The organism is Mucilaginibacter frigoritolerans (assembly GCF_007830615.1).
In the GTDB taxonomy this organism is placed as follows: domain Bacteria; phylum Bacteroidota; class Bacteroidia; order Sphingobacteriales; family Sphingobacteriaceae; genus Mucilaginibacter; species Mucilaginibacter frigoritolerans.
Genome location: NZ_VLLI01000005.1, coordinates 118,637 through 144,490 on the forward strand (window position 1 = coordinate 118,637; position 25,854 = coordinate 144,490).

The window sequence follows — 25,854 nt, forward strand, 5'->3', positions numbered from 1 at the left end:
ATGGAAGTACCTGAATCATCTGGAAAGTAAAAGGCGAGAGCTTTGGAAAAGAAAGATAATTAAAGAGGTATTAGCAAGGATTACAATTTTTTACGGAGAAAAGTAAAAACCACTAATGTACTGAAAGAATCAATGTTTGCAAGAACAACAGAATAGCAGTCGGTCAGCTTACACAAAACTTGGTGCTTTTTGAGTAACTACGGTTAAGCAAAGGGTTAGAAAACGGAAGTCAAATCGAAAGAAGAGGCTTCCGTTTTCGTTTTTATAAGCTTTTTTTTGACGGGTAACATTGTTTTTCATTTTTGTGGCCGCCTTAAAATCGCTAATTTAGCCATAACATGAGCAAGGACGGCAAAAGCAAGACCAACGGAAGACCGAAAATATTTGTTTTAGATACCTCAGTAATCTTATACGATCATAACGCTTTCGAAAATTTTCAGGAACACGATGTAGCCATACCCATTCAGGTATTGGAAGAACTGGATAATATGAAAAGCGGTAATGATACCCGCAATTTTGAAGCCCGCAGCTTTATCAGGCTGATGGATGAGTTATCACACAACCGTCTTATTAATAAATGGCAGCCGCTAAACGGAAAAGGCAAGGGGAATTTTAAGGTTATTATTGACACTAAAAATCTGGCTGCTGATGCCGAAACCGTTTTCGGATCGGCAAAAACAGATCATCGCATATTAAATGCTGCATTAGGTTTGCAGGAAGAACATCCTGATAAAAAAGTGATACTGGTTTCCAAAGATATATGCCTGCGTTTAAAAGCAAAAGCACTTAACCTGCATGCGGAAGATTACGAAACAGGTAAAATTAAAAATCTTGCAGAACTTTATACAGGTGAGACCACTTTAAGCAAGGTTGCTGAAAAATTGATCACCCAACTAAACAAAGCAGATAGTATCCCTGCTGGAGATTTAGAGCTGGAGCATCATACCAGTAATCATTTTTATATTCTGAATGGTAAAAAGGGTTCTGTCCCTGGTTTTTATAATTCAAAAACTGCTCAACTCGAGAAAATAACTGAACAGCCTGTTTTTAATGTACATCCCCGTAATGTTGAACAATCTTTTGCTATCCACGCTTTATTGCATCCGGATATAAAACTGGTTACCATACAGGGTAATGCTGGCACTGGTAAAACGCTATTGGCTCTTGCCGGGGCTTTGGAGCAACGTAAATACTTCAGGCAGATATTTGTTACCAGGCCTATTGTACCTTTAAGTAATAAGGATATAGGCTTTTTACCCGGGGATATTAAATCTAAAATAGATCCATACATGGCCCCGATTTGGGATAATCTTAAATTTATAAAAGACCAGTTTGCAGAGGATGAGAAAATGCAGGCTAAAATTGATGAATTGGTGGCAAACGAAAAAATATCCATTACACCGCTGGCCTTTATCCGCGGACGGACGCTGAGTAAGATATTTTTTATAGTGGATGAGGCACAAAACCTTACCCCGCATGAAGTAAAGACCATTATATCACGTGCCGGAGAAGATAGTAAGTTTGTTTTTACGGGTGATATCTATCAGATTGATACCCCGTATCTGGATGCCGAAAGTAATGGCCTGAGCTACCTGATTGATAAAGCCAAAGGACATCCGTTATACGCACACATTACCCTGCAAAAAGGGGAGAGAAGCGAGCTGGCTAATTTGGCGACGGAACTTTTATAGTGCTATTCACCATTTGCTTCAACTATGTGATCTGTTACCCTTGCAATATCATTGCTAATCTTATTAATAAAACCAAGCTGCTCTTTTAGCAAAATTTCATCGGCAGAAAGTTTAACAACCGATTCATTTTCCACAACCGGATGAGTTTTACCCGTATTAAATTCAACGATTCGTCCATTGAATTTTTTGTTGCACTCATTCAGTACCGATATACTCTTTTTTATGAGTTTTAAATTTTCGGATGGGGCAGCGTGTAATGCTTTGTTTGACACTGAAGAGGCAATAGTAGCAATGTACGATGATAAAATATGGTTAAGTACAACAAATTTGTGCAGTTCTTTTATATTACGCTGCTTGCTCTTGGGTTCAGAGGTCATCCTCTCAAAAGCGGCAGATAAATTGGCCGATTTTACGAATACATCCTTGCGGGCCAGTTTATATTCAATAGTACCCACTTGTTTCCCTATAATGCTTTCGGCTATTTTTACCAGGTAATTAATATTAGCGGTAATAACACCTACCAGGTTATCCTGTATCTTTTCAAACTCCCAGCTCGGGAAAATGATATAGCTGGCAATAAGCGCAATCGATGAGCCGATAATAGTATCAATAATACGCTCTTTTACTACTAAACCTACTCCTAAAAATTTAAAAAGGATAAGTACATAAGGAGTCATGAAAATTACACTTACTACATAATTTAACCGTAAAAAGCTGTAGGTGCCAATCATTAATATCACCAAAAGTGCAAACTGGATATTTTTATCAGGAATAAACATTAATATAATAATGCCTGCTATACCACCAAAAATGGTACCAATTAAGCGCTGGTAATTACGCTGCTTGGACAGACTGAAACCGGGTTTTAGGATTACAATAATGGTAAGTAATATCCAATAACTATGATGCCCAAGTGAAATACTCTTAGCGGTTATAAAGCCAACCAGACATACCATAGATACCCTTAAAGCATGTTTAAAGGCTGCTGAGCCAAATGAGAAATTATCGAAAAATACATGTGGCGCGTAATCCTGCTGAGGTACAAATTTTGCAAACTCCAGTTTGTTTTCCGAATCTTCCAGCAAGGTTTTGGACGATTTGAAGTGGTAATAATTACCCATGCTTTTTATCCTGTCGTTCAGATCGCGCAGGTTGATCAGTATTTTTTTAAGGGCAATATTGGTAGCAGTTTGATCATTGGTTTTTATTTCATCAATTTTAAGTTTTAACTGTTCAAGTACCGGGTCAAAATCAAATTGACTCCTGTTTCTTTTATTTGTTAAAACCATGTAAGCAATATTGTCCATCTCATCAGCCATTTGCCTTATAATCAACGATATGTCATCTAAAATACCTGTGGATTTGAATTTTTCATTGATATGGCTATAATCATAATGGGTAGCCATTACCTGTTCAAACATATCCACCAAATCAACAAAAGTAAGCACAAGTATCCGGCTAACATTTGTTGATTCCTTGACCATGATCCTACTTTTAAAAAGCAATTCCCTTACTGCATCCTGATGTTGGCTAACAATTATTTGCTTTGAAACCAGCTTGCGATAGTTTTTATCGATATCTGTATTTGGTGAATAAAAATCGGCTTTGATCCTTAAAAAATCAGCTATATCAGCAATGTTCTCTCCTAAAACCTGTTGGGCAGCACGATAAGGCCTTATGCCGAAAAATACCAGGCTAAACAGCATATACCATATCCCTCCGGCTAAAATAGTTGCACTTAAAGGCAAAACCTCGTTAGGTTTGGCTGCTTTATCCATCATAAAGATCATTACCAGCAAGGCACATGTCCCTACAGAGGCTGCCCGGTTGCCGTAAACCGTAAACATGGAGAAAAAGAAGGAAAATAAAGTGATTTCAGTGCCCAGGGTAAACAGGCTTAGTCTGGCAAATCCGGTTGTAACAGCCACCACAAACAGAAAAAAATTCCCGATGGCCATGGCATTCCGTTTATGCGAAACAGGACCCGGACTATCAATGGTGCAAATACAAAGTGCTCCTAATGAAAGGGTTAATCCTATATCAAATTGATTGAATTGGGCAAATACCAATGAAGGCAGCAGGATGCCGATAGTCATACGCAACCCATCAGAGAAATATTGGCTGTAAAAAAAGCTTTTAATCTCCCTGATGTTTGTTTTCATATACGTTTTTTTTGTGCTTAAATTGGTTGTCAAATTTACATAAATTAAATTTATTGGTTACTTTTTAATAGATATTGCATTAATATTTGATAACCATTATAAATTACTCATTTTTTTATAAATTTAAATTTTAGATATTTAAATTCACGCCCTGAAAAGCACGGCTAATTTGATAAATAATATCTGCTGCTATTTAACCAATTATAGTAAACTTACTTTTTATATCCAACTTATCCTGATATGCCTTTAACGTTAAAACTCAGCCAAAGAGAAACAGCTTTTAATAACGAAGTTGTAACCCGCTTTGAGTTATATAACAGCTTGTTTCAAACGCTGCCTTTTTACCAGGTAAAAGATACCGGCATTCTGTTGCCGTTTTTTAGCTCCCATTGCGAAAAGGAAGTAAGTAAAGAAGTATCGCCAACCACTATTATTGAGTCGTTCTTCAAAAAATATGTCCCGGATATTGAGCACCAGGAGCAGATAAACCGTTTGTTTCGCTTTATTCAATACATTGAACGCCAGGTAGTATTATTTGATGCCATTGAAGATTCTTCCTTTAGTAAAATTGGTCGCTCTGACGATAGCGGAACGCTGCAAAGTTTGTTACAACAGGCCGCAGTTAGTGATCAGGCACGCAATAGTATCAGTGAAAAGCTTAATGATTTTTCATTAAGGTTGGTATTGACTGCACATCCAACACAATTTTACCCAGGAAGCATACTTGGTATCATGACTGACCTGATTGAAGCACTTAAAACTAATGATATTAACAATATCGACGTTTTATTACAGCAATTGGGGAAAACCCCGTTTTTCAATAAAACATCGCCAACCCCGGTTGACGAGGCCATTAGCCTGGCCTGGTTTCTGGAAAATATATTTTATCATGCAGTATCTGGCATTCAATCAAAGCTTGATGAAGAGTTTGATTTAAAGGCCGACCGCAAAAGTCAGCTGCTTGAATTGGGCTTTTGGCCGGGTGGCGACAGGGATGGGAACCCTAATGTAACTACAGAAACCACAAAAGCGGTTGCCAGCTTTTTAAGACAAAGGGTATTTCGTTGCTACTATCGTGATATTAGGGTTTTAAAACGCAGAATAACCTTCCGTGGTGTTGAAAAAGCAGTGGCTACACTTGAGCAGATTATTTATGATAATGCCAATAATAAACAGAATCCGGAAGATTTGCAGGATGAAATATTAGAGTTACTGCAGTCTATTAAACATACCTTAATTACCAGTCACGATAGTCTTTTTGTGAATATTGTTGATGATCTGATTAAGAAAGTTCAGCTGTTTGGATGTTATTTTGCCACGCTTGATATCAGGCAAGATAGTAGGGTGTTACGTAACGTGTTTAATTTCAGTACAAAACAATCTGAAATTAATAGTGGAATTAAAGCAGGGTATGAAGATCTGGACGAGAAAGATAAACTGGATAACCTGCAATTTAACGAAGCAGATTTCCATTGCCCGGATGATGCTGATAAATTGATTTGCGATACACTAAATACCATCAGGCTGATGAAAGAGATTCAGCAAAGTAATGGTGAAAAGGCTTGTCAGCGCTTTATTATCAGTAATTGTCAGCAGGCATCAGATATTTTGCAGTTGATTAATCTGTTTTTGTGGAGCGGTTGGAAAAAAGACAATTTGAGCGTTGACTTTATGCCTCTGTTTGAAACAGTGAACGATTTGAAACATGCAGCCGGGGTAATGGAACTATTGTATACGCATCCTTTTTACAAAGAACATTTACAGAGCCGTGGCAACCTGCAGAGTATTATGCTTGGTTTTTCTGATAGTACCAAGGATGGTGGTTACCTGATGGCCAATTGGTCAATTTATAAAGCTAAGGTTGAGTTAACTGCTATAGCACGCAAATATGGTGTATCGTTGGCGTTTTTTGACGGCAGGGGCGGCCCACCGGCACGTGGAGGTGGTAAAACCCATCGTTTTTACGCTTCAATGGGCGAGGAGATTGCTAATGAACATATCCAGCTAACCATTCAGGGACAAACTGTAAGCTCTCAATACGGCTCAGTAGAAACGGCAAGGTTTAATATGGAGCAATTGATTAATGCCGGTATTACATCGGCATTAAACCCTAATAAAGATGATTTATTGGATACCCGGCATAAAGAACTGATATCAGCCATGGCTGATGAGAGTTTTAAGCTGTTTATTGACCTGCGCCAGCATCCATTGTTTGTAGAGTATCTGGAGAAATTTAGTCCGCTGAAGTTGCTGTCACACATCAATATCAGCAGCAGGCCAACCAAGCGCAATTCTGATGCTCAGCTTAAGCTAGAAGATTTAAGAGCTATTAGTTTTGTTACTTCATGGAGCCAGTTAAAGCAAAGTATCCCGGGCTTTTATGGAGTAGGTACAGCGCTAAATAAGATGAAAACAGATGGTAACTGGAACGAGATAAAGGAGTTGTACAATTCATCTGGTTTCTTTAAAACAATGGTTGATAATTGTACCATGTCCATGACCAAATCTGATTTCAGGGTAACAGCTTACCTGGAGAAAGATAAAAAGTTCGGACAGTTCTGGAAACTGTTAAAGGATGAGTTTGAGCTAACCAAAGCCATGCTGTTTGAATTAACCGGTACTAAAGTTTTGATGCAGGAATATCCTGTTGAACGTCGGTCAATCGCTATCCGCGAAAAAATTGTATTGCCGCTGGTTATCATACAGCATTATGCATTGCAATGTTTAAACAATTGCAATGATGAAGAATTAATTAAAATATATAATAAGCTGGTTATCAGAACAGTATATGGTATTGTAAATGCCGGCCGTAACTTGGCATAATAGATTTAATAAAATATCTGAATTCCTTAATTGAATAGGGATTCAGATATTTTAATTTTTGAAAAGGTTATTAAAATCAGCATAGGATTTTACCCCATTTACATAAGTAAACGTACCTTTTCGCAGCACTTCTTCTGCTGCATTGAAAAATGCGCCATAGGCGGCTCTCATAAAAGAAGAACCAATACTTACCCTTTTTACTCCAATTTTGGCGAGCATATCTACAGTAAAATTGCTTCCTGATATTCCCATAATTACATTTACCGGTCGGGGAGCTACCGCCTTAACAACGGCCTCAATTTCTTCAGGAGTTTTTAGTCCTGGGGCGAACAGTACGTCGGCGTCGGCATCGGCAAATGCCTCCAAGCGCTTTATAGTGTTTTTAAGATCGGGCCTACCATATAAAAAGTTTTCGGCCCTTGCGGTAAGTGTAAAAGGATGAGGTAAGCTTTGCGCTACCTGCACAGATGCTTTTATACGTTCAACGGCCAACTCGAAAGGGTATATTGGGTTGGCTGGATCTCCTGTAGCATCTTCAATTGAACCGCCTGCAAGGCCGGCTTTAGCTGCTAAAAGGATAGTTTCGGCACAGGTTGCTGGATCATCACCATAACCATTTTCCAAATCGGCTGATACGGGCAGGCCAGTAGCATTTATAATGCTTTGAGCATTTTTCAAACTGTCTTCACGGGATATTAATGAAAGTCCGTCTGGCAGGCCAAGTGAAAAAGCAAGGCCCCCGCTGGTAGTAGCAAGCGCTTTGTATCCAAGGCTCTCCAATATTTTTGCTGAACCTGCATCCCAGGGATTAGGAATAACAAATATTCCTTCGCGCTGGTGCAGTTTTTTGAAAGCTTCTGCTTTTGTCTTAAATGAATGGTTATCGCCGGTATTCATCATCGTTAATTTTATAGTAAAAATAAAAGTATGAATATTTTTATCTGGTACTTTGAAAATAATTTTAGTTTTTAGCTTTAATTCTATTGGCTGTTCAACTATTTTGCTAAATTGTCACAGGATTGTAAGTCAGGTAAGGATGTCAATTAAGCCCTAACATATTTATATCAAAAAATGAAGAATTTAATTACCCCGGTTCTTGGATTGATTATTTTATTAACGATAGCTTGTAATAACCGGCATGCTAAAAATTATAATAATTCAAGTGTGGATTCGGCGGGAGCATCTTTTATAAAAAACGGAATTACCGGGGGGCTTACAGAAATAAAAGCATCAGGTGAAGCTATAACCAACTCTAATAATCAAAGAGTAATTGCTTTAGCGAAAATGATGATTGATGACCATACCACTGCTGGAGATGAATTAACAAAGATAAAAACAGATAAACAGGTGAGTGGTGCAGATTCGATTAGCGCGGAGCACCAGTTATTAATTGAAAATCTTTCGAAAAAAACAGGAACCGCATTTGATAAGGAATATTTACAAATGATGGTTGCCGATCATATTGAAGCTGTAAAGCTATTTACAGCAGGTAGTCATAATCCAGATACAGAGATCAGTAAATTTGCTGCAGCCACATTGCCGGTTATCCAAACGCACCTGGATTCTGCTAATGCTATTTTGTTATCATTGAAATAATAAAACCTAGCGACGTAGTACTTTGCGTATCTGAGTTTAGAATGATTGTTTTTTTGGCCGTATATTTGACCCGAGACAGATAAATTGATGAAGAAAAACTTTTTTATTGCCTTTGAGGGTATTGATGGTAGCGGTAAAAGCACACAGGTAAAATTATTAACAGATCAGCTTACAGCGGCAGGGCATAAGGTTTACGTAACCTGCGAGCCTTCAGAAGGCCCGATAGGGAAGATGATAAGGGATATCTTCACCCACAAGATGGAAGCCGATCACAAGACAATAGCAGGGCTTTTTGTTGCAGATCGATTAGACCATTTGCTTAATAAAAGAGATGGTATTCTTAAAAAACTGGAAGAAGGTTATACCGTATTAACGGATCGTTATTATTTTTCTTCATACGCTTATCAAAGCCCTTACATGGATTTAAATTGGGTAATTGAAGCTAATTCATTAAGTGCTGACCTGCTGAGGCCAGATTTGAATATTTACATCGATATACCTGCAGAAATTAGTGTTGACCGCTTAAGGAAGGGGCGAAGTTCAACCGAACTTTACGAAACACTTGAAAATCTACAGAATGTTAGGAATAAATATTTTGAAGTGATGGAGTTGCTGAAAGATGAAGAGAAAGTGATGGTTACTGATGGCAACCGACCACCTGAATTGATTGCTGAAGAAATCTGGAAAAAAATATCTAAAGAATTTATAGAAAGTCCGGTGCTGTAAACCGATTCAAAAAAAATATCCTATGAATTTTATCAATTCATAGGATATATCATATGTTTTAAAGCTGTTAAAGCTTAAAATTTTCTTGCTTTTACCGGAACATAAACCGGTTTCAAGTTAAAGTTATCAGGTACTTTACCATAATACTTGTTATCAATTCTTACTGCTAAGAAACCATTTCCGATTAAAAATTCAACACGTGGCTTACGGTTCATAATAATTTAAATTAAATTTAACTAAGTCAACAACAATTAGATCTTGATATTGTTTAATCAAATATTGCAAATAATTATGACAATTGCAAGCTTTTGATTTTTTAATTATATAAATATTAAGAATATGACTTTTTTATTAAAAAAATATTCTTGAAAGCGCTAAAATAAAGTTAACTGCTGTTGCACAGGTGGTTGTACCTTGCCCATAACCGTACGGCCCCCGTATTTCCATGAGTTTTCCCGCTCCTGCTCAATCACTTTATCGAAATTTGCATTTGGAATAAAGTTTTCTTCAGCACGTTGCGTTATTTGTGTTAATCGTTTAATGGCTTCATTTTTTTCTGAATTACCAAGCTTGGCTTTATGAATGGCGTTTTGCAATATGCCAATAGTTTCATTATATACTTTTACTGGCACTGGGAAAGGATGCCCATCTTTACCGCCATGTGCAAATGAAAATCTTGCAGGGTCCTTAAATCTGGAAGGGGCACCGTGAATTACTTCACTAACCAATGCCAGCGATTGCAACGTACGCGGGCCTAATCCCTGTAGTAGCAATAAGTCTTCAAAATCTTTGGGTTGTTTTTCCTGCGCCAGCCATAAAACAGCGCCCAGTCTTTTGAGGTCCACATCCTTCGCGCGTACATCGTGGTGAGCTGGCATAACCAGTTTGCTGATTTCTTTGAGCATCTGATCCGGATTTTCTCCTGCTATCAGCATTACGCTTTTGCGGGACCCGTCAGCCTGCTTATCGGCCATGTTTAAAATATTTCCGATATTTTGGCCGTAAATGAAAGTATGCGGATCATCCACAAAAGAGGTAAGTGTTTCTGAATGCCAATGATAACGGCGGGCAGTGCTGGTTTTATCGCTCATGCCTTGCTGAACAACTGCCCATTGTCCGCTACTGCTTAAAATGAAATTGTGAGTATATAGTTGAAATCCATCCTGAATGGCGGTATTATCTACCTTGGCACTTAGTTTACTGCATTTTACCAGGTGATGACCATCCAGGCCAATGGTTTCGCCAATCTTTAACAGTTCATCCGGTGTTTGTTTGGAGTATTTGCCTTTGCCACCGCAAATGTAAATTCCCAGCTCCTTGCTGTGCGGGTTAACAGAATGTTTTAAAGCGCCCATTACTGAAGTGGTAATGCCTGATGAGTGCCAGTCCATACCCATTACAGCACCAAGACTTTGAAACCAGAATGGATCACTAAGGCGGCGTAAAACCTCATCCTTGCCATAATCCATCACAATATTTTCAACCACAGCCAAGCCAAGCTTTGCCATCCTTTCGGCAAGCCAAACAGGTACATGGCCATAGTGTAAAGGCAAATCAGCACTTCCCGAACGCTTCATGCTAACAAATTTAGCAAAATTTCTGAATTTTTGTTTGAACCGGAATTTATTGAATTAAAGAATTAATAGAATTTTAACTTGTCATTCCAAAAAATCCGGTAATTCAATGAATTCGGGTTCTGAAATTATTTCAGCGCATCAAACCCATATTTGGCATCGCTCCAAAATTCATCCAATGCGATAATACGGGGTTTAAAGAAAGAGATCAGTTCGGGCCAGTCGCTTTTGTTGAAGATGCTCACACCATCTATTTGTTTAAATATACGGCTGATGGTTTTGCCATATTCATCCCTGCCATGTAATTCCCAGCTCCATGGTTCATTTTGATAGGAGGTAAGAATGTTTTTATATTCCAGAAACTGTTCAAAAAACAATTCCTGGATACCCGGATCGGGATGAATAAGCTCAATTGCTATGGAAGCCGAGCGTTTATCGGCCTGCATTTTGAAGAAAACGTGTTTGATACCGGTTTTATAGTTTACCCAGTTTACCCTTAAACCTTCGGCTGATAGTTGCGGGGCAATATACTGGCCAAAGGTTGTCCAAAAGGCTTGTTTTAGTTGGGATGCTTCTTCTTTTGAATACAAAACGCAGGTTTACTTTATTTAACAACAAAAGGCAACGTTATCTTTTCGTCGCGTGAGTTATCGCTCAATATTAATTTATAATCGCCCGGATAAACTTTCCAGCCGTGGTTGCTCAAGTCCCATTTCTGCAATTCCTTTACCGGTATTTTGATGGTAACAGATTGTGAATTGCCTTGGGGTATTGAAATCCGTTTAAAGCTTTTTAATTCTTTTACCGGCATGCGGTCAATTTTCGGGTATTCGATATAGGCTTGTACCACTTCATCTCCATCCATTGGCCCTGTATTTTTAACCTGCACGTTAACGCTCAGTGTATCGGTTGTTTTGTATTTACTGTTTAAATTGCCTTCCTGTTTATAATCAAAAGTGGTATAGCTTAAGCCAAATCCAAAAGGATACTGTACCGGGCCGTCATAATAACGATAGGTACGCCCTTTCATGCTATAATTGCTATAATCGGGTACATTGCTTAGTGATTTATAAAAAGTAAGAGGCAAATGCCCTGATGGGGAAATATCGCCAAAAACAATATCAGCCAAAGCATTTCCACCTTGCTCGCCAGGATACCAGGCAAAAATAATGGCATCGGCGTATGGAGCAATGGCATCAATATTTACATCGCTGCCTGCGGTAATAACCGCTATGATGGGTTTGTTTTTTACTGATTTTCTTAACTCTTTCATAAAAGCAATTTCACTTGCAGGCAAGTTCAAGTTCTTTTTATCGCCGCCGCCTTCTGATAAAAAAGCATCACCGGCTTCGCCCTCCAGAACAGGAGACAAGCCGATTACTGCAATAGTGGCATCGCAATTTCCGGCAGCCCAGGTACCACCAAAATGGGTAGTGTCTTTATAATCCGATCCCTGGTCATACTCTACTCTTGTGCCCGGCCCAACGGCTGCTGTTATGCCTTCTACAAAGTTTACCACTTTGCTGCTGGTGCCGTGATAATTGGCCACCATAGCATCAAACGAAGCGGCATTAGGACCTAATACCATAATGCTGGAATAGTCGCTTTTTTTCAACGGCAAAACATGATTATCGTTTTTAAGCAGCACCATAGTTTGTTGTGCAGCTTTACGTGCAAGGGCAATATGTGCCGCATTGTGCACACTATCGGCTCCATAAGTATGGTATGGTATTAAAGTGGCATCATCATAAAAGCCCAGCTTAAATTCGGTGCGAAGTATGGCTGATAAAGCGCCATCAATTTCTTTTTCGGTTAATAGGCCCTGTTTAACGGCTTTTATGGCATCTTCCTGTAATACCGTAGAGCAATCAAGATCTATACCTGCTTTGATGGCTGCAGCAGCTGTTTCAACCGGTCCAGGCAAAGTTTTGTGGGTACTGTACACATCATTTAATGCACCGCAGTCTGTAACTACATGGCCCTTAAATCCCCATTCTTTTCTTAGGATATCGGTTAACAAAACTTTATTAATGGAGTTAGGCACACCATTAACACGATTATAAGCGCTCATTACCGATTCTACGCCGTTATTAACCAGTGCATGAAATGCATAGAGATAGGTTTCGCGGAAATCCTTCTCATCAATTTTAGCGTCAAAATAATCACGTGTGGCTTCGGGGCCGCTGTGTACAGCAAAGTGTTTAGCCGTGGCCGATGTTTTTAAGTAATGCGGATCATCGCCTTGTAAACCTTTTACAAATGCGCTGCCCATTATGGAGGTTAAATAAGGATCTTCCCCATAAGTTTCCTGTCCGCGGCCCCAGCGCGGATCGCGAAAGATATTGATATTGGGCGTCCAAAAGGTAAGGCCCATGTATTGTAAATGACGATCTTGAGCTATAGCCAGGTTATACTTGGCCCGTGCCTCTGTTGATATAGCAGTGGAGACCTGCTTCAATAAATCATTATTAAACGTTGCCGCCATTCCTATTGCCTGGGGGAATACAGTTGCCTCCCCGGCCCGCGCAACGCCATGCAGTGCCTCATTCCACCAGTTATAAGCTGGTATGCCTAAACGGGGTACAGCTTTACTCTGATAGCCCAACAGGCTTACTTTTTCTTCTAAAGTTAATCGTGAAACCAAATCCTTCACCCTTACATCAATTGGCTGGGATGAGTCTTTGAAAATTAGTTTTTCCTGTGCATTAGAAATAAAAGGAAGAAGTAGTAGCGAAAGCTGTAGTAATTGCTGTTTTAATTTCATTTATTCTGAAGTATGGAGTCTGGAGCCAAAAATGATTAAAATATTGGATATTTTTTCTTGTCATTAATCATTTGGTCATTATTTCATTAGTCATTGGTAGGAGTGGCCATGGTCGATAGTCCATAGACCATGGTAGCAGTTTGGTTGATACTGATGAAATAATCCCTTCTGCCACGAGTGGTAACAATGGTGAGGGGAATGAGGTTTGACAGCAAAAACAATTACTTTAGCCCACATATTATAAAGACCGGAAAGGCCGGATGATTTTTATTTAGATTTTAATGAAACGGATATTTTTATTTACAGCGATTTTGTCGCTTATTCAGTTATCGCTTAGCGCATTTGGACAGGATACTTTATTGTTTGATACACTTGTAAAACCGCAGTTAATATCTAGACAATTTAGCTTTACTGAAGGCGCCTCGGTTGATAAAAAGGGGAATGTGTTTTTTACCGATCAACCCAATAACAAAATATGGGAATACAGTACAGATGGCAAGCTATCTGTTTTTCTGGATAGTGCAGGAAGAAGTAATGGGATGTATTTTGATAAGAAAGGCAATTTGGTGACCTGTGCCGATGAAAAAGACCAGCTTTGGTTAATCAGTCCGGATAAAAAGATTAAAGTACTGCTGAGCGAATATAAGGGGCATTTAATGAATGGCCCGAATGATGTATGGATTGATAGGAAAGGAGGGATCTATATGACCGATCCATATTACCAGAGGCCTTACTGGGCGCGCACCAAGCCTGATCTGGATGGACAAAGAGTTTATTATTTACCAAAGGGCGCAAAGCAGCCCGTTATTGTAGATGCCGATTTAAAACAGCCCAACGGAATAGTAGGCACGCCGGATGGAAAATATCTGTACGTGGCTGACATTGGTGATAATAAAACCTATAAATACACAATTAATAAAAACGGGACTTTAAGTGATCGTGTACTTTTTGTTAAGCAGGGGGCAGATGGGATGACATTGGATATTAAAGGAAATGTTTATTTGTGTGGTAAAGGGGTTACGATTTATAATCCGCAGGGAAAAAAGATAGCTCACATAGATATTGATGAGCCATGGACAGCTAATCTGTGTTTCGGCGGCATACATAAAGATGTACTTTTTATCAACGCTTCAACAGCACTTTATACCGTTCAAATGAATGTGAAAGGGGTTGAATAAATTGTTTTATTATGTTGATTTTAAATAAACTAATGGTTAATTAGTGTTAATAATCAATATTATATGATTGTTAATTAAAGTTTTTAATTAGGATAATTAAATGGCGGTAGGGTAATTGTTAATTATTTTATTCCTCTAGGTTTAAATTTCTATTGATGCTAAGCCAGATGCGTCCCATTGCCGGTGATACCATTGCTGTATTATTGTATACACACCTTTAATAATAAATCAAATAATTTAAAACTCCAGGCTGTAAACCAATTATTTTTCTAATTTTATACAATAAACCATTATAAAATCCAATACCCTGTTAATGTGCTTATGTTGCAGGTAATGAATGTTTTGATTAATTGATTTGGCTGCATGAAACGAATTTTACTGCTAATTTCTATCTTATTCTTATTTCGTTTTGTTTCCCTGGCACAGGGTTATGACAGTCTTTTGGTGAAGCTTAATAATACCGTTGATACTAAAAAAAAATACGATAGTGAAAAGTTAGCCCGCATTGAAAAATTGCAGCAGGATCTGGATAATGCGGCGAATCCCGATCTGAACTTTAAGTACAATATCTATTTAAAGTTTTACGAAGAATATAAATCATTCAACTACAATAAAGCTTTTAGCTACGCCAAAAAATTACAGCAAACAGGTGTGCTATTAAAAGATCCAGCAAAAATTGCCTACAGCCGTATTAAATTCGGTTTCATACTGTTATCATCGGGAATGTTTAAAGAAACCTTTGATACGCTTAAAACAGTTAATGTGAAACTGCTTAATAATGAAGAGCGTAAAGAATACTACTTTTTAACGGCCCGCACCTATTACGATCTTTCTGATTTTGATAAGGATGATTATTATGCACCCATTTACAATGCCCGGGCAGGAAAGTATATTGATTCGGGAGTTACCTTATGTAAGTCAAATTCGTTTGAACATATTTATTACACTGCTTTAAAATTTCTTAAAACGGGGCAGCCCGATAAGGCCATTAATAATTTAAAAACGCTTGTTCATGATTATCATTTAACCGATCATCAGTATGCTGTAACCGCTTCTACTTTGAGCGATATTTATATTCGTAATAATCAGGTTGACAGTGCTATTGGGTTATTAATTTCTGCTGCCATGGCTGATATCCGGTCGTCAACAAAAGAAGCTGCTGCTATGACCAATTTGGCTCAGTTATTATATAAGAATGATGATGTAGAAAATGCTTATATCTACATTAAACAAGCTTTGGATGATGCTATTTATTATGGTGCAAGGCAAAGAAAGATACAGGTTAGTGCCATACTCCCGATAATCGCAGGCTCCCGTATCAATTCTGTTGAGGGGCAACGGAAGGCTTTGTTCTTTTATGCATCATCACTTACTATTCTGGCTCTTATTATTGTTGTGTTTGCGGTTATTATTTATAAGCAGCTCAGGAAGTTACGCGCCGCTGATAAAATCATTATTGAAACCAATCACCATCTTCAGGAAAGCATCAATAAACTAAATGAGGCCAATAAGATAAAGGAAGAATACATAGGATATTATTTTAATCTGATATCTGAATACATCAATAAACTGGATAAGTTTAAACGCTCAGTTGATAATAAATTAATTACCCGAAGGTTTGAAGATATCAGCATACTTGTAAATAATATCAACCTTACAAAAGAACGCGAAGAGCTTTTTATAAACTTCGATAAAGCCTTTCTTAAGATATTTCCCAATTTTGTAGATAGTTATAATGCTCTTTTTGGAGAGGATAGCCATGTTAAACTTTTACCCAACCAATTACTGAATACCGACCTGCGCATTTTTGCTTTGGTACGGCTTGGAATTAATGATACCGAAAAGATAGCTCATATCCTGGAATATTCTGTTAATACCATTTACAATTACAAGGCCCGGATAAAAGCCAGATCAATTATCTCCAACGATGAATTTGAAGAGGCGATTATGGCTATAAAAGCCATTTAAATTTCCACTCTGCATTTATATTTGATTATACTACGTTTATATTTTACACTTTTGGATTTTTAGTTAAATAGTTGATATTTAATTAATTATATTTTAGCTTATTCCGCTGTTGTTTATATTTTGACTGTGAAATTAGCAACTGCATTTATAATCTCTTCTCTTTGGTATGTCAATTAAAGCCAATCTGTAGCGCTTAAATAATTGACTTATTTATAAACCAAGTTTCCAAATCTTATTGTGTCATGAAAATGAAAAGAACACCTTTCGGGTTGTTTAAGTACATTTCTGTAAGTGCATTGTTATGTGCCAGAAATGCTCCTGAAGCAAAGTATTTAAACACCTGTTTCCTTTCGGGTTAAGTGTCTTATAGCAGTACAACGTGCTATACCCAGTAACCACCAATCAACCAATTAATAAACTCTAATTTTTAAGCATTATGTATAAAAAACAATTACTAAAATTATTTTTTTGCTCTTTGTTTTTACTGTTATCATCATGGGCTATGGCTCAAAAAATAACAGTTACCGGTAAAGTTACCGACGAAAAAGGGCAAGTACTTCCCGGCGCTTCTGTTGAGATAAAGCAGAAAAATACAGGGACTAATACAGACCTTAACGGAAAATACTCGTTAAGTGTAAACGCTAATGATGTATTGATCTTTTCTATGCTTGGGTATGCTAAACAGGAAATACCTGTTAAAAACCAAAGTGTAATAGATGTTCAATTAGCTGAAGACAACCAAACTTTAAATGAAGTAGTGGTAGTTGGCTACGGCACTCAAAGAAGAAAAGACCTTACAGGTTCAATTTCTTCTGTTAAAGGAGCTGTTTTTAAAGATCAACCTATTACTAACCCAATTGAAGCGTTGCAAGGTAGGGTGGCAGGCGTTAACGTCATTGAAAGCTCTGCCGCTCCGGATGCGGTACCTCAGGTGATCATAAGGGGTGTAGCATCTTTTTATCAGCCTAATCCGCTTTACATAGTTGACGGCGTGAGAAGATCGGATCTCAATAATGTTAATCCGCAAGATATTGAGTCCATTGACGTGATGAAAGATGCAGCATCTGCAGCTATTTATGGCTCAGCAGCGGCAGGTGGGGTTATATTGGTTACTACCAAGAGAGGTTCAAACGCCGGAGCCCCACCTTCCATCAATTTTAGTGCGAGATATGGTGTTACCAATCCAAAATTGGTTCAATTGCTTAATCGGGATGATTATATCAAAATGGAGAATGTGGTTAATCCTAAATTCTTCAATGGCGCTACCATGACCGATACTTTAGCAAACACTAACTGGGTTGATGCATTGTATCGCAACGGTACCGAGCAAAACTATAATCTTTCTATTTCTGGTGCTTCAACCAATGTGAATTATCTGGCTTCCGGATTTTATAATCAGCAAACCGGTATTTTCATCAAAAACTATTCAAATATCGGCGGTTTCAGGGCCAATACTGATTACAAACTAGGCAAAAATATCACCATCGGCGAGCAGATTGATGGTTCACAACGCATCACCTCACCACTTGTTGGTGCCCAGGCCGATTTGCATAATGCACCATTCCGTACACAACCCATTATCCCTATTTATAACAAGGATGGTTCATACGGAACGGAACCTGCCGGCTACAATGGTCTTCAGTTTTCAGGCCCGAATCCATTAGGTGCGGTAAATTCCGCAATGGCTCAGGATACCAAGAATAATTTCCAGGGTAATGTTTACGCAGACATTAAACTTCCTTTGCATCTGGATTTTAAAACTACTTTAGGTTATAGCTATTACCTGGAAACAGAAGACTTTTTCCAAAATACCTATAATTTTGGCCCTGTTTCTTCAAACATTAATTCACTTAACAAGTCATATGCACAAAGCAGCCAGTTGTTAACCAACTATGTACTTTCTTATAATCAAAGCTTTGGTAAACATCATATCAATGCACTGGCAGGTTATGAGCAGATTGTTGATAAAACAAATAATATTTATGCCGGTGAAAGCCAGGTAGGTATTCCAGGTTATTCTTTCGTTCAGACTTCTTCTTCTGCGCTTTCGCTTTCAGGTACTTATGACCCTCAAAGCTTAATCAAATCGCAATTTGCAAGAGTAAATTATAACTTCAATGAAAGATATTTCATCTCTGGCTCAATAAGGCAGGATGCTAACTATACCCAGTTTGGTCCTGATAAGGTAAAAGGTGTTTTCCCAGCAGCATCTGCTGGTTGGACAATAAGCGAAGAGCCTTTCTTTAAGAAGATTGCACCGGGTGTTAATAGTTTGAAATTACGTGGCAGCTATGGTAAATTAGGTAACAGTACAGGTTTTCCTGCATATCTGTTTACTTCAAACTACAGCCAGTTTAATTTAAGTACAGGTATAGCCGGTGGCGCACAAGGATTCGCTCCTGGTCAGCCTTTCCAAATCGCTAACTCTTTAAATAGTATCCCTAATCCTGATTTACATTGGGAAACCATTACCGAAACCAATATCGGTATTGATGGAGAAGCACTACATGGTAGCTTATATTTCACAGCCGAATATTACAACAAAAACACTTCCGATTTAATTTACGCCCTTTCCCTGCCAACAAGTACTGGTTTTACACAATCATACATTACCAATATCGGAACAGTTAATAACAAAGGTTTCGATTTTATGGCTGGTTATCGCAATAAAATTGGTAAACTGGGTTTCGACATAAGTGCTAATGCAAGCTTTAACAAAAACAAAGTAACCAAGCTTAGCGGAGCAGCAACTGATGCAGTTTATGGTGGTTACAATTACTATAACATGGGTGATAATGCATTTAACACCATGCCAAACCAACAATTAACCATTACAAAGGTTGGACAACCATTTGGTGAATTTTATGGCTACAAGGTTCTTGGAATATTCCAAACTGATGCGCAAGCCTCACATCAAACGGTAAACGGAAATGTGGCTCATGCTGGTGACCTTCAATTCCAGGATTTAAACGGCGATGGAAAAATTGATGCTAACGATAGGCAGGTAATAGGTAACCCTAACCCTAAAATGACTTACGGTTTCAATATCCGTCTTAATTATCAGGGCTTTGATTTGGCTGCTTTGTTTAATGGTGTTGCCGGGGTGCAGTTGTTTAATGGTGTAAAATCATATGAGCAATATCCGTTTGCTGATGGTAACACTACCAAACAAATTTTTAACGATTCATTCTTTGGTAGCAATGGTTTAACCTCACAACCAAGGGTTGGTATCCCATCAAATGGTGGCTTTATTTTAGATCCAAACCAGAACTACACCTCTGTAAATAGCTACTTTGTTGAGAATGGGGCCTATTTAAAGCTTAAAAACTTACAGTTAGGCTATACTTTTTCCGGTAATGTGTTAAAACAAATCAGCGTCAAAACTTTAAGGGTATTTGTGATGGCAAACAATGTATTTACTATCACCAAGTATAAAGGACTGGATCCGGAGTTAGGCAGTGCATTTACTACCGGTGGTACGGTTAATCCTACTACGCAAGGTATTGATGCGGTAACCAATTATCCACAAGCAAGGATTTACTCAGCAGGCGTTGATGTTAGTTTTTAATAATAAACCTTAAAATTTACGAAGATGTTAAAGAAAAAATATATAGCAGCACTCGCACTAATTTTACTGGCGGGATGTAAAAAAGATCCAATTAATGTTGGACCTCCAAATCAATATAGTAGCAGTACTTTTCCAAAAACTGTAAGTGATTTGCAAAGTGTGCTGGTTTCATGCTACGCCAACCTGCGCGATCAAGGCATATTTGGCTTCCACTTTTTGCCAAAGGCACTATCAAATTCCATGCATACGGTTAACTCCGAATATAACGGTGATCCGGGATGGAACGAAATGGCTGCTAATAATCTTTCCGTAGGCAATGAATACCCTTCAGAAACCTGGCAGGCGCTTTATACAGGTGTGAAAAACTGTAACGTAACCATTTATGCTGCCGGTACTTTATTGAAAAATAACCCATCAGCTGATCAGCAGACTATTAACCTGGTGCTTGGACAAGCATACTGTTTAAGGGGGTGGTATTATATGGAATTGGAATGTTTGTTTGGCGAGGCCTACATGCAGGCTGGTGGTGTAAATGGCGACAAAATGGGCGTGCCTTTGTATACCGAAGTGCCACAAAATTTAGCACAAACACAAGTTGCACGCAGTTCTGTAAAAGATACCTGGGCCTTAATCATCAGCGACGAAAAACAGGCTGCTGCTTTATTAAAAGGACAAGTTTGGCCTTCAACGGATGCGGCAAGAGCTACTGAATGGGCCGCTAAGGGACTACTGGGCAAAGCATATGTTTATACCCAGGATTGGGCCGATGCAGTTACTACATTGAAGGATGTAATACAAAACAGCGGTAAAACCTTAATGCCGTATACTACTTATCATGATGCATTTAATGGTAATAATAAATTTAACAGCGAATCACTGTTGGAACTTTATATTGACCAAAATTCAATGGGTGGTTATGGTATTTACAGTGGTGCTGCCAATTCATCTACCATTGATGGTTTAATTTGGGCTCCACGCACATTCGGAGGTTACAATGGAACTATTCCTTTTGATGGTACTGAGGGCACTACACAGGCGCTGGGTTATCCAAACGAATTTGTGCATGATCAGAACGTTGTCCGTTTTGGTTATTCTATTGGAAGTGCCTATAATCTGGTTGCTAACCCGAAATATACAGGCTCCAATCCGTCATTCCTTAATCCGCAATTAATTCAAGATCCTGCGTATACAGCTCAAGCTATAGCAGTAAGAACAAGTCAAACTGCAGATCCGCGTTTATATGTAAATACCCTGCAACCATGGGTAGACTCTGTAAAATTCGATGGTGTAAACTGGGCAAAAGTGGCAAAACCAGATGTGTACGCTTTTCAGCAAAATCATTACGGGTTTAGCATGAGGAAATACTCACCAATTGACTATAACGAGAATACCATCAACTCGGATAAATGGGATTATTACCTGCTGCGTTTAGCTGATGTATATTTATTGTATGCAGAAGCAAGTGTAGGTGCCGGTGATGCAGTAACAGGTCTTGAATATCTGAACAAAGTAAAACGCAGGGCTTACGGTTTATCAATCAATGCTGCTTCGGCAATTGACTACAAATCATTAACAGATCAAACCAGTGCTGCAAATCCAGTTAGCCCCGATCCGGTATTGGGTCATAATCCTTTATATTATGAGCGTTGGGCCGAATTATTTAATGAAGGAACCTGGTGGTTTGATGTGTGCCGTTGGAAAATAGGTGATTCAGAAGCAGCTTATTTTGGTTCAGCCATTAATGTTACTCAACCACTTACCGCAACCTTTAGCGATAATAAATCATATGTATGGCCTATTCCGTTAAGTGAGATTAATACAAACTCAAAAATCAAGCAGAACCCGGGGTACTGATATAGTTGATTAATAAGTGTAAAGCCGGTGAGATGGCTTTACACTTTTTTGTTTGTTACTATAAACCAAACATCCCAGGTATGATTTATAGTAACTTGCTTCTTTGTACTATTATCAAATAATGTAATCCTTTATTAACAGCAATAAAAAGGCATCAATAAATGCTTGGATTATTTGAAGCTGGGGAATTTTAACCGAATAAATTATACAATAATGAAAAGAATATTTGTCTGTTTATTTAGCCTGGTAATTTTCAGTGCTGTAAAAGCGCAGGATATACCGGCTATCAATGCAAGCATGAACAAGGTTAAATTGAATTTTATGCTTGATGCAGATGGCAAACCTGTTTACAGTGTTTTTTATGGCAATAAAGCAGTCATAAATAATTCTTACCTCGGAATTAAGCTGGCTAATGACAGTGCATTCGATAAAAATTTTGCTTTAACGGGCTCAGAAAAGACTGATGTTGACGAAACCTGGCAACCGGTTTGGGGCGAAGTAAAAGACATTCGTAACCACTATCAACAGGTTATTGTTCATCTGAAACAAAAGAACGCTCCGGGTAGATTGATGAATATTATTTTCAGGGTATTTACGGATGGGGTTGGTTTCAGATATGAATTTCCAAAACAGGCAGGTCTTAAATATTTTACGGTGGCTGATGAATTAACTGAGTTTAGTTTAACCGGTGATCATAAAACTTTTTGGATTCCAGGTGATTACGATAGTAATGAGTACCAATACACTATTTCACCTTTGAGTAAGGTAGATGCGTCTGTACTGGCAAAATCAGCAACGGATATTGCTGTACGTTTTGTACCTGATAAGTATGGCATACAAACGCCTTTGATGATGAAAACTGTCGATGGACTTTATATCAATATTCATGAAGCGGCTTTGTCAAACTATACCTCCATGCAATTGCATGTAGATGCCAAAACATTTAAACTAACAGCTAATTTGGTGCCTGATGCAGTGGGTAATAAAGCTTACATGCTTGCTCCCTGCAGCACCCCATGGCGCACAATTATTGTAAGTGATAAAGCAGCTGATATCTTGTCATCTAAAATGATTTTGAATTTGAATGAGCCATCAAAAATTGAGAATACTTCATGGATAAAACCAATGAAATTTGTTGGCGTTTGGCTGGAAATGCAAACTGGAAAAAGTACATGGAATTATGCCGATAGGGCAGATACGCTTGGTGCAGATGGAAAACTTATTCCGAATGGAAAACACGGAGCTAATACGGCGAATGTAAAAAGGTACATTGATTTTGCTGCCAGTAATGGAATTGGAGGTGTTTTGGTTGAGGGATGGAACGTAGGCTGGGAAGACTGGTTTGGCAACTGGAAAGAGAATGTGTTTGATTTTGTTACACCATATCCTGATTTTGATGTTAAAGCCATTACTGATTACGCCGCTTCGAAAGGTGTAAAAATGATTATGCACAACGAAACCTCAGGCTCAGCTACCAATTATGAGCGACAGATGGATACTGCTTTCCGTTTTATGAATAAATTTGGATATACATCAGTTAAAACCGGTTATGTAGGAAAAATTATTCCGCGAGGCGAGCATCATGACGGGCCCTGGATGGTTGCCCATTATGTTAGGGTTGCAGAAAAAGCTGCACAATATCATGTAATGTTGGATGCCCATGAGCCGGTTAGACCAACAGGTTTACAACGTACCTATCCAAACTGGATGGCTTGTGAAGCCGGACGTGGAAATGAATATAATTTATTTAGTAGTGGCAATAACCCTGGACATGAAACCATTATGCCCTTTACCCGCTTAATGGGTGGCCCAATGGATTATACGCCTGGAGTTTTTAATATTAATGGATATTCTACTGTTCCTGGAAGACAAATCCATACCACATTAGCCAAACAACTGGCTTTATATGTTACCATGTACAGTCCGCTGCAAATGGCGGCTGATATCCCTGATAGCTATGAACAACATATGGATGCTTTCCAGTTTATAAAAGATGTAGCTGTTGACTGGGATGATACCAAAATTGTTGAAGCTGAACCGGGAGAATACATTACCATAGCCCGTAAAGAAAAGAATGCACCTAATTGGTTTGTAGGTGCCATTACAAATGAAAATGCACGTAATGCTGTTATACCGCTCGATTTTTTGGATAAGGATAAAAAATATGTTGTTACTATTTATGCAGATGGTGCTGGTGCCGACTGGAAAAAAAATCCGGAAACATATCAGATCACCAAATGCTTAGCAAAATCAGGAACAATACTTAATATCAAATTGGCAAATGGAGGCGGAGCCGCAATCAGCATAAAACCCGCTGCCGAAGAAGACAAAGGCCTGAAGTTTTATAAATAGATATTATCTAAACCTTGTTGTTTTTTAAAGTGTGCAACTTTGCACGCTTTTTTTGTTTCTAGCTATTTGTGTAATTAAAAGCATTTCAAGGTTTAGTTATAGCTTTTTTTAATTGCCTTTTTTAATATATCCACAGCTTCTTTTAATTCACTATGATTTAATGAAGCAAAACCTAGTCTTATCGCGTGGTTTTTAAAGTTTTTATCATGGTAGTAATCAAGCCCGTTACTAATAGAGAGCCCCATTTCAGCTGCTTTTTCGGCTACTTTTGCGGTATCATGTTTATTAATATAATTAATCCATATGGCAAAGCCTCCTTCAGGCACTTTGAAAGATATTTCGTCTGACAAATGTTCATTAAGTAAACGACAAAGCTCATCGCGCCTTTCATGGTAAAGTTTGTTGGCTTTTTTTAGGTGTCGTCCAATATCCCCGTTTTTTAAAAGATTAGCCATTGCTTCTTCCAGCAAATGCTCTCCCTGACGGTCAATTAGTTTACGAAGCTTCGTGACTTGTATTAAAAAGTTCTGCGGTGCTACCATAAAACCAATTCGGATACCCGGTGCAATGGTTTTACAAAATGAACCAATATAAATTACATTGCCATAATAATTGGCGCTGGCTAAAGGTAATACAGGACTACTGGTATACTGAAAATCAAAATCATAGTCGTCCTCAATAATTGCAAACTTATAGTTTTTGGCCAACTCCAACAGACGCATTCGGCGGTCAGGACTAAGCGTTACCGTAGTTGGAGTATGATGATGAGGGATCACATATAATAACCTTACTTTTTTCTTTTTGCAAATAGCTTCTACAGCATCCATATCAATTCCATACTCATCAACCGGTACCAATTCCAGCTTTCCACCAGCCTGCTCAAACACTTCATTTGCCCCAGAATAACCAGGCTCGCCAACAATAACGATGTCATTTTTAGTTAATAAAATTTGTGCTGTAAGGTAAAGTGCCATTTGTACTCCCTTGGTTATCAAAATATCCTCTGACCCAATATGAAGGCCACGGGTTTCAAAAAGAAAGCTGGCAAGTTCATTTCTCAGGTTTTCTGAGCCCTGTTCCGGCCCGTACATCAGGTATTTATGGGTGAATTGATAATTTGCAAACCGCCTGTATTCTCTAACAAGCAACTCAACAGGAGCAATGCGGGTATCCGGAAAGCCGTCATTAAAAAAAAGGTTACCTTCTGCGCTCTTTTTAAACAAACTGATGCCAGTTGTTTTATTTTCAACATTAAAAGAAGTTTCATTTGGTAAACTATGCGGTTTAACCAGATCCAATATGGGTCTTGGCTTAACATCCGGGAGTTTTTTGGCCACAAAGATTCCTTTACGCGGATATACATCTATCCAGCTTTGAGCATACAATTCATCATAGGCGGCAACAATAGTTTTCCGGTGAACTTGCATGCCGTCTGCCAGTGTTCTGCTTGAAGGTAACGCAGAGCCAGGCGATAAAGTTCCTTGCCTTATATGAGCAATTATACCATTGGCTATCTGTTGATAAACAGGTATATGAAGATTTTTGTCAATTTTTAAAAGGTTTTCAGTTAATATCATTCTGGACTACCTTGTTTGTTG

General features: G+C 38.4%; 16 protein-coding genes. 9 read left to right on the plus strand and 7 right to left on the minus strand.

The window, feature by feature from the left end; genetic code table 11:
* The first annotated feature begins 338 nt into the window (after nucleotides 1-338).
* Complete coding sequence (locus tag JN11_RS09635; protein ID WP_144912044.1) at nucleotides 339-1,691, plus strand: PhoH family protein; 1,353 nt, start codon at nucleotides 339-341, stop codon at nucleotides 1,689-1,691.
* Between the two features lie 2 nt (nucleotides 1,692-1,693).
* On the opposite strand, the gene JN11_RS09640 is transcribed toward JN11_RS09635, so the two are convergent.
* The gene (locus JN11_RS09640; RefSeq protein ID WP_144912046.1) at nucleotides 1,694-3,853 is read right to left on the minus strand and encodes an FUSC family membrane protein; all 2,160 of its coding nucleotides are present in this window, start codon (nucleotides 3,851-3,853) and stop codon (nucleotides 1,694-1,696) included.
* 240 nt (nucleotides 3,854-4,093) lie between these two features.
* Between JN11_RS09640 and JN11_RS09645 the strand changes: the two genes are divergently transcribed.
* Nucleotides 4,094-6,676, plus strand: coding sequence for a phosphoenolpyruvate carboxylase (locus JN11_RS09645; protein WP_144912048.1), 2,583 nt, complete (start codon nucleotides 4,094-4,096; stop codon nucleotides 6,674-6,676).
* A 51-nt stretch (nucleotides 6,677-6,727) separates the two neighbouring features.
* Here the strand turns inward: JN11_RS09645 and JN11_RS09650 are convergent, their stop codons facing one another.
* The gene (locus JN11_RS09650) at nucleotides 6,728-7,576 is read right to left on the minus strand and encodes an isocitrate lyase/PEP mutase family protein (protein ID WP_211360716.1); all 849 of its coding nucleotides are present in this window, start codon (nucleotides 7,574-7,576) and stop codon (nucleotides 6,728-6,730) included.
* Between the two features lie 171 nt (nucleotides 7,577-7,747).
* On the opposite strand from JN11_RS09650, the gene JN11_RS09655 reads away from it, so the two are divergent.
* Both JN11_RS09655 and tmk read left to right on the plus strand, forming a co-directional pair.
* Nucleotides 7,748-8,272, plus strand: a complete 525-nt coding sequence (locus JN11_RS09655; protein ID WP_144912050.1) for a DUF4142 domain-containing protein — start codon at nucleotides 7,748-7,750, stop codon at nucleotides 8,270-8,272.
* 87 nt (nucleotides 8,273-8,359) lie between these two features.
* On the plus strand, nucleotides 8,360-8,998 hold the full coding sequence (gene tmk / locus JN11_RS09660) for a dTMP kinase (protein ID WP_144912052.1): 639 nt from the start codon (nucleotides 8,360-8,362) through the stop codon (nucleotides 8,996-8,998).
* Between the two features lie 74 nt (nucleotides 8,999-9,072).
* Here the strand turns inward: tmk and JN11_RS24420 are convergent, their stop codons facing one another.
* From JN11_RS24420 to JN11_RS09675, 4 genes are all read right to left on the minus strand, one after another.
* Nucleotides 9,073-9,213 carry a hypothetical protein gene (locus tag JN11_RS24420; protein ID WP_170227733.1) on the minus strand — a complete coding sequence of 47 codons (141 nt, stop codon included), beginning with the start codon at nucleotides 9,211-9,213 and terminating at the stop codon, nucleotides 9,073-9,075.
* 159 nt (nucleotides 9,214-9,372) lie between these two features.
* Nucleotides 9,373-10,575 (minus strand): DUF763 domain-containing protein, encoded by a 1,203-nt coding sequence (locus tag JN11_RS09665; protein ID WP_144912054.1) that lies wholly within the window; start codon nucleotides 10,573-10,575, stop codon nucleotides 9,373-9,375.
* Nucleotides 10,576-10,700: 125 nt separating this feature from the next.
* Entirely contained in the window at nucleotides 10,701-11,162 is a 462-nt protein-coding gene (locus tag JN11_RS09670; protein WP_144912056.1) for a DUF4268 domain-containing protein, read from the minus strand.
* A gap of 14 nt (nucleotides 11,163-11,176) precedes the next feature.
* A complete protein-coding gene (locus tag JN11_RS09675) occupies nucleotides 11,177-13,336 on the minus strand; it encodes a glycoside hydrolase family 3 N-terminal domain-containing protein (protein WP_144912058.1) in 2,160 nt (719 codons plus the stop codon).
* A 281-nt stretch (nucleotides 13,337-13,617) separates the two neighbouring features.
* Between JN11_RS09675 and JN11_RS09680 the strand changes: the two genes are divergently transcribed.
* The 5 genes from JN11_RS09680 to JN11_RS09700 all read left to right on the plus strand — a co-directional run bounded on the left by JN11_RS09680 (nucleotide 13,618) and on the right by JN11_RS09700 (nucleotide 24,256).
* Entirely contained in the window at nucleotides 13,618-14,514 is an 897-nt protein-coding gene (locus JN11_RS09680) for an SMP-30/gluconolactonase/LRE family protein (protein WP_144912060.1), read from the plus strand.
* 363 nt (nucleotides 14,515-14,877) lie between these two features.
* A complete protein-coding gene (locus JN11_RS09685; RefSeq protein ID WP_246138979.1) occupies nucleotides 14,878-16,482 on the plus strand; it encodes a DUF6377 domain-containing protein in 1,605 nt (534 codons plus the stop codon).
* Between the two features lie 502 nt (nucleotides 16,483-16,984).
* Nucleotides 16,985-20,050, plus strand: a complete 3,066-nt coding sequence (locus JN11_RS09690) for a SusC/RagA family TonB-linked outer membrane protein (protein WP_246138980.1) — start codon at nucleotides 16,985-16,987, stop codon at nucleotides 20,048-20,050.
* 24 nt (nucleotides 20,051-20,074) lie between these two features.
* Nucleotides 20,075-21,904 (plus strand): RagB/SusD family nutrient uptake outer membrane protein, encoded by a 1,830-nt coding sequence (locus JN11_RS09695; RefSeq protein ID WP_144912064.1) that lies wholly within the window; start codon nucleotides 20,075-20,077, stop codon nucleotides 21,902-21,904.
* 213 nt (nucleotides 21,905-22,117) lie between these two features.
* Entirely contained in the window at nucleotides 22,118-24,256 is a 2,139-nt protein-coding gene (locus JN11_RS09700) for a glycoside hydrolase family 97 protein (protein WP_144912066.1), read from the plus strand.
* Between the two features lie 92 nt (nucleotides 24,257-24,348).
* Here the strand turns inward: JN11_RS09700 and pdxR are convergent, their stop codons facing one another.
* Complete coding sequence (gene pdxR, locus JN11_RS09705; RefSeq protein WP_144912068.1) at nucleotides 24,349-25,833, minus strand: MocR-like pyridoxine biosynthesis transcription factor PdxR; 1,485 nt, start codon at nucleotides 25,831-25,833, stop codon at nucleotides 24,349-24,351.
* Nucleotides 25,834-25,854: the final 21 nt, after the last annotated feature.